Annotated in this window: 6 protein-coding genes; all 6 read left to right on the forward strand. The window is 32.1% G+C overall.

The genetic code is table 11. From position 1 onward, the window contains the following. Positions 1–213: 213 nt before the first annotated feature. Positions 214–762, forward strand: coding sequence for an RNA polymerase sigma-70 factor (locus tag Q4Q35_RS07275; RefSeq protein WP_303277299.1), 549 nt, complete (start codon positions 214–216; stop codon positions 760–762). Positions 763–919: 157 nt separating this feature from the next. Continuing rightward, positions 920–2,095 (forward strand): FecR family protein, encoded by a 1,176-nt coding sequence (locus Q4Q35_RS07280; RefSeq protein ID WP_303277300.1) that lies wholly within the window; start codon positions 920–922, stop codon positions 2,093–2,095. A 234-nt stretch (positions 2,096–2,329) separates the two neighbouring features. Beyond that, entirely contained in the window at positions 2,330–5,746 is a 3,417-nt protein-coding gene (locus tag Q4Q35_RS07285; RefSeq protein ID WP_303277301.1) for a SusC/RagA family TonB-linked outer membrane protein, read from the forward strand. Between the two features lie 32 nt (positions 5,747–5,778). Continuing rightward, positions 5,779–7,455 carry a RagB/SusD family nutrient uptake outer membrane protein gene (locus Q4Q35_RS07290; RefSeq protein WP_303277302.1) on the forward strand — a complete coding sequence of 559 codons (1,677 nt, stop codon included), beginning with the start codon at positions 5,779–5,781 and terminating at the stop codon, positions 7,453–7,455. Positions 7,456–8,399: 944 nt separating this feature from the next. Further along, positions 8,400–11,558 carry a SusC/RagA family TonB-linked outer membrane protein gene (locus Q4Q35_RS07295; RefSeq protein WP_303277303.1) on the forward strand — a complete coding sequence of 1,053 codons (3,159 nt, stop codon included), beginning with the start codon at positions 8,400–8,402 and terminating at the stop codon, positions 11,556–11,558. Positions 11,559–11,604: 46 nt separating this feature from the next. Then, entirely contained in the window at positions 11,605–13,314 is a 1,710-nt protein-coding gene (locus tag Q4Q35_RS07300) for a RagB/SusD family nutrient uptake outer membrane protein (RefSeq protein WP_303277304.1), read from the forward strand. The last annotated feature ends 691 nt before the right edge of the window (positions 13,315–14,005 follow it).

Below are 14,005 nucleotides of genomic sequence, written 5' to 3' on the forward strand. Positions count from 1 at the left end.
ATCATAGGAATATAATAACATAAATAATTAACATTAGTTTATAAAACAACATAAATAATTAACATTAGTTTATAAAACTATGAATATGATTGGATAATTTGCATTTTTGCATTGTTTTTTTTAAATTATTTTTCAGAAAAATTTAAAAATTATCAAATCTTAAAATTAAATTTCTTTAATTTGGATTTGGAAGAATTAAGATTTTATTAACAATTGAGAAAAGTAGACACATATCAATTATCGGTATCAGCTTATAGAAACATTTTTCACAAGCTGTATAAATCGTTATGCTTATTTGCTAACAAATATGTAGAAAATTTAGAAGTATCAAAAGATATTGTTCAAGACGTATTTATAAAAGTATGGGAAAATAAAATTGAATTCAAAAATAAGAATAATGTCAAATCGTTCCTATATACTTCTGTAAAAAATAAATCTTTAGATTATTTAAAAAGCAAACATTATAAATCTACAGATCATTTTTCTTCTATAAAAATGGAGCAAATAGAAACAGAATCTTTTTTTATGAGAGAAGTGGTTGTTCTTGAAACCTCATTCATTATAGAAAAAGCAATCAATACGCTGCCAAAAAAATGTGCACAAATAATTAGACTTAGCAGTAAGAATTTTACAAATGCTGAAATAGCAAAAAAAATGGATATCTCAATTAATACTGTAAAAGCCCAAAAAAAAATAGCCTACAAAAGGTTAAAACCCATACTAAAAGAATATTTTGTTTTTATAGCCTTTATTTTTAATTAAAACTATTCTTTTATTAATAGGAATATAACGATCCTATTAACTCTGTTCACTATATAAATTTCAAAAAATATTTTATTTTTTTAACCCTACTGATAAATTTTATCGTCTTAGGGTTAAATAAGTATATAATTAAGCTAAAATAGTACACAACCCTACCATGTCTCATTTTTATAAATTTATCGAATTATCTAAACGTATAGCTGCTTCGTTGTTAAAAGAAAAAGAACCTATTGATTTACAAAAATCAAAACTCTTTAATAAAGAGGATAAAGATTATATATTAAAAAACCTTACTGATAAAGCACTAGTAAAAGAACGTAATAACTTATCTGAAAAAATTGGTACTCAAGAAGATTGGAAAGCTGTTAAAAATAAGGTAAACATGCCTGTTAAAAAAATGATATTCTGGAGATACGCGGCTGCTTCGATTATAATTGGTGCTTTGATATCTATTCCTTTGTTATTAGATAAAACAGCACCTACCAATACAATAGAATCTGCAACACCTATAGTTAAAAATAACGATATCATAGTAGTAGGTACAGACAAAGCTACTTTAACATTAGAAGATGGTTCTAATATAGAATTAGAGAAAGGGAAAATGTTTAAAAACAATACCATTAATAGCAATGGAGAGAAATTAATTTACACAAAACCTAGCAAACCAAAAGCAGAAATAGCTTATAATTACTTAACAATCCCTAGAGGGGGGCAATATAACTTGGTACTTTCTGATGGCACAGAAGTTTGGTTAAATTCTGAATCTCGATTAAAATTTCCAGTTGCATTTATAGAAGGAGAAACCAGATTAGTAGAATTAGTTTATGGAGAAGCCTATTTTTCGGTATCTCCAAGTACAAATCACAAAGGAGCAAAGTTTAAAGTCTCCAACCAAGCTCAAGAAATTGAAGTTTTGGGTACTGAATTTAACATTAAAGCCTATAAAGACGAAACACATGTTTACACTACTTTAGTAGAAGGTAGCGTAGTAATAGACAATGGTTCTGTAAAACGAAATTTATTACCAAATCAGCAGTCTGTTCTAGATGTTAAGGACAATAATATACAGATTGCTTTTGTGGATGTTAAAGCTGAAATAGCATGGAAAAAAGGCATTTTTAGTTTTAAAGGAAAAGATTTAAAACGCATTATGAAGGTAATTTCCAGATGGTATGATGTAGATTTTATTTTTATGGACAAAGATCTTGAAAATATAAAATTTAAAGGTGTATTAGGGAAAGACCAAAGCATTGAAAACATTTTAAAGTCAATTAAGACTTTAAGCGATATTGAAAATTATAAAATTAACGGTAAAACCATAATATTAAACTAATTCAATTTTCAATTTTCAATTATGAAATATTGAATTAGAGAAGACAATTTTTATTAACCTTTAACAAAATTTAAAAATATGAAATAAAACAACTATTCTTCTACTGAACCAGTTTCAGAATGTATTAAAAAACAAAGAGGAAAGAGTATAGACCGTGCAAAGTATAAACTCCATTCCCCTTTTTTAAGATTACTAATTAATAAAATGTTCAACTAATTAATAACAAACAAATTTATGAAAATTAAATTAGACAGTTCTTTTTTCTTTTGTAGAAAGAGGCTATTAATTATCATTATGAAATCCTTCGCTTTTTTATGTCTAACCACAGCTTTTAGTTTTACTTCCATAGATGTTTTATCACAAAACTCTAAAATTAAAATTGAAGCAGACAAGACATTAACAGTAGATGAAGTTTTTGACCTTATAATGCAACAGACTGATTATAAATTTATTTATCAGGAAGGCATTTTTGACAATTTCCCTAAAACGAGAGTTAAAAAAGGCATTATTAATGCTAACAAGTTACTTAATAAGAGTTTGTCTAAAGGCAATTTTAATGTTACTATTACTGCAAATAATACTGTACTTGTAAAAGAAAAAAAAGTTGATAATGTAATACAACAAAAAATTTCTGGTACTATTACAGATAATAATGGACTGCCATTACCCGGTGCTAATATCTTAGAAAAAGGCACAACTAATGGAGCTCAAGCCGATTTTGATGGTCAGTTCTCCTTGACTGTATCTGGCGATGCCACTCTTGTAGTAACTTACATTGGTTATATTACCAAAGAGGTAGCAGTTAATAGTCAAACCAATATAAATATAGTTCTAGACCAAGATATTGCGGCACTTGATGAAGTGATAGTGGTTGGATATGGTACAGCAAAGCGTAGAGATATAACGGGTGCGGTAGAACGTGTTACGTTGGAAGACTCTCCTATTGCTCGAACTTCTAATACGAGTATATTGCAAGCCATAAGAGGTGCTACACCTGGTGTAAATATTGGTGCTCAAAACTCAGCAGGAGGCACACCTTCTATATTAATAAGAGGGACAAATTCAATTAATGGTAATAATGACCCACTAATTGTGTTAGATGGAATTGTGTTTTTAGGAAGTATTAATGATATTAACCCTAATGATATCGCTTCTATCGATATTTTAAAAGATGCTTCGGCTGCCGTGGTTTATGGTTCTCGTGCTGCTAACGGCGTAATTTTAATAAATACTAAAAAAGGTAAAACAGATAAACCAGTAATTAATCTTTCTACATCTACTGGTTTTAATACTTGGCAAAACAAACCAAATGTATTAGGTAGAGACCGTTACTTAGAAAAATACATTGTACAACAGAATTTTCCTACAGTAGATGATATTGTTTGGGAAGAAGAGTATAGAGATGTATTACAAGACGAAGGTGTTGATACAGATTGGATTGATTTAATCTCTAGAACGGGACAAATTCAAAAACATAATCTTTCTGTTTCTGGAAGATCAGATAATTTTAATTATTTCATGTCTGGAGGATATGAAGACCATGAAGGTGTTATTATTGGTGATGACTTTAATAGAATAACATTGCGTACACGTTTACAAGCAGATATAACCGATTGGTTGAAAGTTGGTCTCGATGGGTCATATACAAATAGTGATTTTTCTGGAGTACAAGCTAATGTAGGTAGAGCAATTACAATGGCGCCTATTGGTTATCCATATCGTTATGATGGACAGCCATTTAATACGGCTTCAAATACTTCAACAGATTTAGAACGTTACCCTACAGCAAATAACGTAGAAAGTCCTCTTTGGGGTACTGATGGAACACAAGACAGTTTTGATAATAGAAATTATTATAGATTGGCTGCTAATGCTACTGTTAAAGTACCTTGGATAAAAGGATTGAAGTATACAGTAAACTATACATTGAGCAAACAAAACCGTAGTTTTGATCAATTTGAGTATGAAAGTCATTTTATAGCACTTCCGGCTCAGGGTACACCTTATTTTGATAGGTATTCTCAGGAATCTATACAAGCCAACCTCTCTCAAGCAATTGGTCGTAATAGACGATATACAGATAGAAATTATGTAATTGATAATGTCATAAATTATAATAATGTTTTTGGTAATCATAGTATTGATGCAACTTTTGCTGCTACAAGAGATTACCGATTTACAGATGTTTCTTCCTTAATTGGTTCTGATTTTGCAGCTGTTGGAAATACAACTTTAGGAGTTAAAGGCGTACATTTTGGTACAAATTTACAGAGTGATTATGATTCAACTGAAAGATCAAATATTGGTTATTTAGGACGTTTATCTTATGGCTATGATAATAAATACAACTTAACCGGATCTATTAGAAGAGATGGAGCTTCTGTTTTTGGAGCCGATAATAGATGGGGTACTTTTTGGTCTGTTGGGGGAGCATGGACTGTTTCTGAAGAAAGCTTTTTAAAGGGTAATGATTTTTTAAATTATTTAAAGATTAATGCTTCTTATGGTTTAAATGGTAATCAAGGATTAGATCCATACGAAACACTATCCCCTGTAAGTGCTGGTCAACCAGGAAATATTAGATATGCCTTTGGAGACAACCCTTCAGTTAGCCAATTTGGTATTTCGCAATCCGGTATTGGTAATTCAGAATTAGGATGGGAAGAAACTACATCATTAAACTTCGGAGTACATGCTGCATTTTTAAATAATCGTATTTTCTTAGATGCCGATGTATATTTCTCTCAAACTAGAGATCAAATTTTCCAACGTAATATCCCAACTACGAGTGGGTTTTCAAATATACTTGCTAGTTTAGGGCAAATTGATAATCAAGGTGTTGAAGTTTCATTGCGTACTGTAAATGTAAATACAGAAGATTTGAATTGGACGTCGACAATAACGTATTGGAGAAACCGAAATGAAATTGTCTCATTATATGGAGATGATATTGATGGTGATGGCGTAGAAGATGATGATATTTCTAACAGTTTATTTATTGGGAAGCCTTTAGGTGCACAGTATGGTTATGAATATATAGGTGTTGTACAAGAAAGTGATACTCAGTATATAACTGATAATGGGGCACAGCCTGGAGATCCTATGTTTCAAGATATAGATGGCGAACCAGGTATAACTGCTGATGATCGTAAAATTTTAGGATATAACACGCCAAGTTTTAGAATGGGCTTTGCTAACACATTAGAATATAAAAATTTTACTTTATATGTGCTAGTTAATGGTACTTTTGGTGGCGGAAAAGATAATTATTTTATAGGCCAAAATCCGCGAAGTAATTCTTACGGAACTAGATTTGATTTTAACGAGATAGAAAATGGAGATTGGTGGACACCAGAAAATCAAAGTACCACCAATTTACGTCCTGATTTTAATGATTCCCGTTATCAAGGCTACCAGTCTAGAGGTTTTGTACGTGTACAAAATGTGAATTTATCTTATCAGTTTGATCAAAATATTTTTGATCGTTTAAATCTGAATGTAAAATCCTTAAGCGTTTATATAAGTGCAGACAATCCTTTAGTTTTTACGGATTGGTTTGGAGGTGGAGATCCAGAAAGGGGAATAAATGCAACAAGTGGTACACTACCGGTAATGAGCGCTTATACCTTTGGAGTTAATCTTAGCTTTTAATTTAAAAAAAAAATATCATGAAAATAAATAATATGAGAAGAATAATATTTTTATCATTAGTTATCTTGGCTATTGGTTGTGATGATTCGGATTTTTTAGATACATCTCCTGAAACATTTTTAACAGTTGATAATATATTTACATCAGGTGCACAAGTAGATCAGGTTCTTATAACCATGTACCAACAAGACCGTGCATTACATGCACAGGTTGATAATGCTCAAGGAAGAGTAATGCATGGACAAGGAACAGATCTTATAACGGTGCCAACGTTTCGTCAAAACACCAATTTTAGTGATTACAATTCAACATTTACACCAAGAGCTGGTCGTTTAAATACGATATATAGAGAGCTATATGAAATGATATCGCGTGCTAATCTTGTGCTTTCTTTAACAGAGCGAGAAGATATTGCTTTCGAATCAGAAGCGGTACGTGCATATATTGCTGCACAAGCGAAATTTTTTAGAGCTAAAGCGCATGGAGAAGCAGCTCAATTTTTTGGTAGAGTTGCTATTGTAGATGAGCCAACAACTACTGTTCGATTTGATTATGAACAATCAGAAAGAGCAGAGATTTATCAATTTGCAATTGATGATTTAGAATCTATTCTAAATGACTTACCAGTAACTACTACCGAGCCGGGAAGAGTTGTTAGAGGGGCAGCACAACACTACTTAGCTGAGTTTTATTTAGGTGTTGGTGTAGAGAATAATGATGACAGTGCTTATGATCAAGCTATAAAATATGCATCTGATATTATCGATGGAGGTACTTACTCATTAATGCAAAATCGTTTTGGTACTAGAGCGGCAGAGGCAGGAAAAAATGTATGGTGGGATTTATTCCGTTTAGGTAATCAAAATTATGCTGATGGAAATACCGAAAGTATTTGGGTGTATCAATTTGACTATGAAGCCTTCAAAGCAGGTGATGGTGCAAGATTACGTTACCCTTATTATTATAGTCCTGTTTGGAGAGCAATACCAGGTGTTATTGGAGAGGATGAGTACACAGGTGGTAGAGGGATAGCTATTTTTAGACCGACTGATTTAGCGGAAAATATAATTTGGGATCCTAGTATTTCTGATGGTGATATGAGGGGTGATGAAAGTAATATTAGACGTACCGTTTTTTATAACGACCCAACATTCCCAGATAGTGACCCAGGGTCATTACTTGGTCAAGAAGTACCTATGGCTGATTTAATTGCCGCTAATGATGGTTTAGCAGATGGCGCTTATTTTCCAATTTTTGAAAAGCTAACTACAGATCAATTTGAAGGTCTTGAAGATGGTAGAAGAATGGAAGATCTATGGAGAGGTCGTTATGCGGTAAGACTACCTTCAACTATTCTTTTAAGAGCAGAAGCACATTTTAGAAAAGGAGATAACCAATCTGCTGCAGATGATATTAATTTAATAAGAGAAAGAGCACAATGTAACGTGTTAGCTACTGCGGGTATGGTAGATATAGATTTTATTCTAGACGAAAGAGCTAGAGAGCTATATGTAGAAGAAAATAGATGGGCTACTTTATTACGTATGGGAGGTAATGTTGCTTCAGATCGTATTAGAAGATTCGCCAGGTATGATTACCAAGTTAATAGTTTAACTTTTGATTATAATACATTTCCAATTCCACAAGCGGTAATAGATCGTAATAAGGATGTTGTTTGGCAACAAAATCCTGGATGGGAAGGTAGATAAATTAATAATATTGTTATAACTAAATAAAAGCGAGTTTAGTTATTTTCCAGATTACTCAAATTAAGATTACTTTATATAAAGTAATCTGTTTGGGTAATCTTTTTTTATTGGTCTCAACTGTAGTTAAAACTGCGTTCTTATTACATTTCGCTTTCAGCTTCTAAAAAAATGACACGAACCAGCCTACCGGCTAACAGGTTTCACGAATTCACAGGAATTCAGTTTTACAATGTTTATTCTTTTTCTTTTATTTCGGTATTTCACGAAAGTAAACTTTCATTCTGCTAAAATGAACCTATAGACTTATAGTCCATAGGTTTACTTAAAATTCTCTCTCCATACAACCCCTAAGTAAACTTTTAAACCCCTCATTCCTTATAATTATTTTCAATAGAAATTAATCGATCTTTTTATGTAATGCCTCTCAAGTTTGCTTATAATTCCTTAAAAATTTATAGGATCAAACATTGCTATTTTTATCGATGACTAGAAGCTGCCTGTCGAAATTTTTATTTTCGCCAACAGAGAAAAGCCTAATTTTATTCAAAGTTTTAAAGCTGCGAACAAAACCCCAAATTTTTAAAGCACAAAGATTAATAGTTCAAGAATAAATTTTCCAAATTAAATACGAAAGAGTTGTAATATCAAAATTGATTTAATCGATTGGCATTAAATCAATAAGCTTGTTACAGCCCTAGATTTAACCTTCTTTTTATAAGAGAAGAGGTGTTATGTCTTTTAATAATTAAAAAATAAAATAACTAATTAAAATAAAACAATATGATATAAAACAACAGAATAAAATATTTAACAAATTCAATTGAAAAAATATAAAAAAGATCTCACCTCTTTTTATTTACATTAATTAACTCAACTCGCATTTTATGAAAATCAAATTAAACAATAGCTTTTTATTTTTTAAAAAAAGGCTGTTAATTCTCATTATGAGAACTTTTATTTTTTTGAGCTTTACTATAGCTTTTGGTTTTTCGCCAAATACTGTAATAGCATCAGAAAATATTAATAATAATTTACAACAACAAGTTAATGGTATCGTTAGAGATATTAACGGTCATTCAATTCCTGGTGTCCATATTATGGAAAAAGGCACTAATAATGGTGTTTATACAGATTTTGATGGCACATTCTCAATAACTTTACTGAATCAAAATTCTACATTAGTATTATCGTATATAGGCTTTAAAACTAAAGAAGTTGCTGCTAACCAAAAAAGTATAGCCGTCGTTTTAGAAGAAGATGTATCTGTCCTTGAAGAAGTAGTTGTTGTAGGGTTTGCTAAACAAAAAGCTAGTTCTGTAATAAGTTCGGTTGCACAAGTTACTAGTAAACAGCTAAATGTAGAGCAAAGACCAGTAACAAATGGTTATTCTGCTTTAATAGGAGCAGTTCCTGGTTTAGTATTAAGTAACAATAATGGATCACCTGGCGCAACACCAGACATATCTATTAGAGGGACAAGTACTCTAGCAGATCCAGATGATGTTGAATTATTAATTATCATAGATAATTTTGAGGGTTCGTTAGCCGATATTGATCCGCAAACTATAGAAAGTGTGTCTGTTTTAAAAGATGCCTCTGCAGTAGCTATTTATGGAGCCCGTGGTGCAAATGGCGTATTGTTGGTAACCACAAAAAATACGAATCGAAATAAAAAAACTTCTGTAAGTTATAATTTTAGTTCATCAGTACAATCTAAACCTAATTTGCCTACAATCTTAAATTCCTCTGAGTATATGCAATTTCAAAACGAAATTGTTCCTGGAACATGGGATCAGGCGGCTTTAAATTTGGCTAGTAGTGGTTTTTACCCAGATACAAATTGGGCAGACGAACTTTACGAAAATACAGCTTTACAACAATCGCATAACTTAACATTAACAGGTGGTTCTGAAAAGACAGGCTATTTAATGTCTGGAAGTTACTTAACCCAAGATGGTTTAGCTATTGGAGATGATAAATTTGAAAGATTGAATTTACGTTTAAAAATAGATACAGATATTACTGATTGGTTCTCTACAGGAGTTAATGCTTTAATTAGTAATGTAGCAGATAATGCTGTTAACACCATTGGAGGTATTGGTGTTAGAGGTTTACCATTTTTCCCTGTTCAGACTGTAGATGGTCTTTGGGTAGATAATGGTACTAGTAACTCACAAACCAACCACGTAGCGAATGCAGCGTCTGGAAGCTTTACAAAAGATGATATAGATAGAGTTAACCTGCAATTATACGCTAAAGTTAAACCTATTTTTGGATTAACTTTAGAAGAAAGAGTATCTATTATTAAAACGAATGAAAATACAAGAGAATGGAACAATACTTATGACAGAGTTTTATTAGACCCAACAGATCCTGACTCGTATACTAACCCAGATTCTGCTAACAGGGCTTATTTTTTAGGGAGTACAGATGCTAGATCATTAAATTTAATATCTAAGACATCCAAAACCATTCGTACATTGACCTCTTTAACTTACGAATTTGAAAAAGATAAGCATAAGTTAAAAGCATTCTTAGCTATGCAAACCGAAACAGGAGAAGCTCAAGAGTTTGGAACTGGAAGAACAGGTTTTCTTTTCGATCATATTATAGCCTTAGGTCAAGGTAATTTAATAAATCTTATCGATACAGACTATGAAAATGTAGGGAATTATGAGATTAGAAATGGCAATGAATCTACACTATCATATTTTGGAAGATTTAATTATAGTTTTGATGATAAATATTTAATTGAAGCTTCATTTAGAAGAGATGCATCTTCTTATTTTACAGATACTAATAAATGGGCATTTTTCCCATCTGTTGCTGTTGGTTGGTTAGTTTCAAAAGAAGACTTTTTGAAAGATGTTGACTTTATGGATCAATTAAAACTTAGAGGTTCTTATGGTACTGCTGGTGATGATGGATCACTTGGTTCTGTAACTCAGCAACTTGTTCGTTTTGATGCTTCAGGTTACCCACTAGGAGGGGTAAGTGCTCCAAGAATTTTTATAGGTGATGTTGTTAATCCAAATTTAATTTGGGAAACAGCAACAATCCTTAATATTGGTATTGACGCTTCATTATTTAATGGTAAACTACAGTTTGAAGCAGATTATTTTAATAATAAGCGAACAGACATCATTTCAGAGATTAAAGGAACGCCATTTGAATATGGTTTTGGTGATGCACAAGGTAACCCTTATGATGTTAAAAGTTGGGGTTGGGAACTAAATGCAACACATAGAAACAAAATAGGAGATTTTGGTTATACCATTTCAGGTAATATTTCTAGTTATAATAACGAAATTACTTATATTACAGAGGATGCTCTAGACCCTGATTTCCAAATTGGTCAGAGTGTTAATGACCGTTTTGGCTATGTAACAGATGGTTTCTTTGATAATCAAGAAGAACTAGATAGCAATACCTTTGTAACCAATGGTACTACAACGCTTATCGATCAATCTGCAGTAGGAGGTAGTGCCATAGGTAATTATAAATTTGTAGACCAATTAACTATAGATACCGATGGAGATGGCATTATGGATGCAGCAGACGGTATCATTAACGATGATGACCGCGTTATTATTGATGATAATAGTGATACTAATTTAAACATTGGTTTTAACTTAGCTGTATCTTATAAAAATTTATCATTATCTGCTCGTTTTTATGGTGCATTAGATAATAATCAATACTGGAATAAGGATGAAATTGTACAACCATTCTTAGGAAACTCTGTACCTTATACTTATCAAACGGATGTTTGGTCGCTTACAAATCCAGATGCTATTTTTCCTCTTCCTCAAGATTTAGGTGCTCGACAACCAAATTATTTAAACAATGTAGATCGTTTGATTGTTGATGCTGAATATATTAAACTTCAAAATATTACTCTAAACTATGATTTTGGTAAAGAAATTCTTCGTAAAATTTCATTTATAAAAAGTTTAAATATTTACCTATCTGCAGAAAATTTAGGTGTGGTATGGACAAATAGCCCGGTCTTTAAAAAAGGTTGGGATCCTGAGCTTGGAATAGATGCCGTGAGTTATCCGCTACCATTTACATCTGCCATTGGTTTAAATGTTAAATTTTAAGATGATGGGCAGTATTAAAACGCAACAGAAATATAAAATATTGAATATGAAACATATAAAAAAATATAAACTAACGCTCTTGTTGGTGTTACTAGGTACTTTTGTGTCTTGTAATGACTTCTTAGAGGTTGAAGATCTTGATGAATTAGATATAACGACTGTTTTCAAAACTGAAGAAGATTTAACACTGGCATTAAATAATTTATATTTAACATTGCCAATTTTAGACCTTGAAGATAACCTATATAGTGAAGAACCAGATCAAGCTTATGTAGTGCCGTATTTTTGGACAGATGATGCTATACATAGAAATATAAGTGGACCAGGCACCAATGCTTCAGAATTTAATTGGCAAGCAACCACAAGAGCTTTAAGGTCTTTTTATCGTTATCATAATATTGCAGATATAAATTTTTTCTTAGAAGCTCTTCCTGATGCTGAGTTTGCAACAGAATCTAATAGAGAGCGATTTGCAGCAGAAGCAAGGTTTTTTAGAGCTTGGATATATGAGTCTATGGCATTTGCTTATGGGGATGTTCCTTTATTAACCAATACCATTTTGCCATCAGAACAACCTTCACAAGCACCTAGACAAGAAGTTTTTGGTTTTGTTATAAGTGAATTAGATGAAATTGGTGATATGTTACCAGAGTCTTATGACGGAGAAGATATAGGTCGAATTACTAAAGGCGCAGTTTTAGCCTTAAAAGCCAGAGCTTATTTAAATGCTATTGGTTGGGCCAGTGATAAGAGTGCCATGTATGCTGGAGCTGAAGCTGCTTGTGAAAGCATTATTAATAGTGGTGTATATGCTATGGTAGATGGGATTGCTGGTTTTGAAGAGCAGTTTACAAGTGCTAGCGATTTAGTTTCTCCAGAAACTGTTTTAGCCACTATGTATGTACCAGAATTTAGAACACATAGATATGCTAGACAAATAGCACTTAGAGGCACATGGCGAGGTACTTCTGGAACATTAACAAACCAAAGAAGATCTGGATATACTTCAGATTTTATTGAAGAGGTGCAAACTATAAATGGGTTATTCCCAAAAGATGATCCATCTTATGATCCTGCTAACCCATGGGTAGATAGAGATCCTAGGCTTACAGTTTCTGTTGTGTTACCAGGAGATATTTTACCTGCAACTAGTGGTATTAATGATACATATGAATTTCAACCACACCCAAATATTGTGCCTTCTACTGATGATATTGATGGTGTAAATAATCCAACTGGATATGGCTTTAAAAAATATCTGGACTATAGCTTAGCTGTATTGAATAATGGAGATGTTGATCTTAAATTGATTAGGTATTCTGAAGTCTTATTAATGTATGCAGAAGCTTTAGCTGGTAGAGGAGAAGATGGCAGTGCATTAATATATTTAAATATGGTTAGAAATCGTGTTGGGATGCCATCGTATACAGCGGCTAATTTACCAAATGTAACCAGAGGAACTACTGGAGATGATATGATTGATGCTATTCTGTTGGAAAGACGATATGAGTTTGCTGGAGAGGGACCACAGAGATGGTTTGATATATGGAGGTATAAATTGGGAGATCAAGTTATTACTTCTGTTTATGGAATTCCTCAAAGTGAAACTGAGCCAGGAGATTTAATAGGGCCAAAATATAGTGGAGGAAATAGTACCCTTTTTGAAAGAATATGGAGTGATAATTATTATCTACTTCCTATTTGGCAAACCTTTAGAGATGCTAACCCTAACCTTGACCAAAATCAAGGTTATTAGTAAGTAGTTAAGAATTAAAAAAAAATATACTATAAAAGTTTAGAGTTAGTTTATTTAGTTTGTTTAGTTTTTTGGGTTGCTCGAAAATAAGATCAATATGTTATACATATTGTTATTATTCGAGTGACCCTTTTTATATAGTACGTGTTGTACACCATGATACTAAAAGTGAAAAAATCAGTAATAAATGGTCTGACGTTACTACCAATTAATTCCCTTCTTACACAAGTAACTTTTTAGCTTTATATTAAACATACTTCTTAATAAGTACCCCGTTTAATTAAAGAACAGCAGTCATTAAAACCCCTTAATATTGGGTTTAGCAACGGGTACGTCTCCAACAAAGGTTTATGAAGAATTAATAAGAATAATGGACAAAGAGCAAGTCTTAAGTTTTACTTATGTTGTTGCCTTTAATTTGGTTTAATTAACGTGAAACTTGGATAAGAAAATTTATGTCAGTTAGAGTGATTTTTGCAAAAAATCGTATCGAAAACCAATAAATTTTCGTAAAAAAGCTTCTCGATACATCCCGAAGCAAGTTCGGGACACTACCATTGACGTTATTTTATAATTAATTGTTTTTCAGTATTTTAATTTATCTAATATGTCACGTTGAGCGCAGTCGAAACGCTTTAAAGGTAATAACTAACAAGTCCTTCGACTGCGCTCAGGAGGACAATGGAACTAT

It is taken from the genome of Flavivirga aquimarina, assembly GCF_030540835.1.
Taxonomy (GTDB): Bacteria; Bacteroidota; Bacteroidia; order Flavobacteriales; family Flavobacteriaceae; genus Flavivirga; species Flavivirga aquimarina.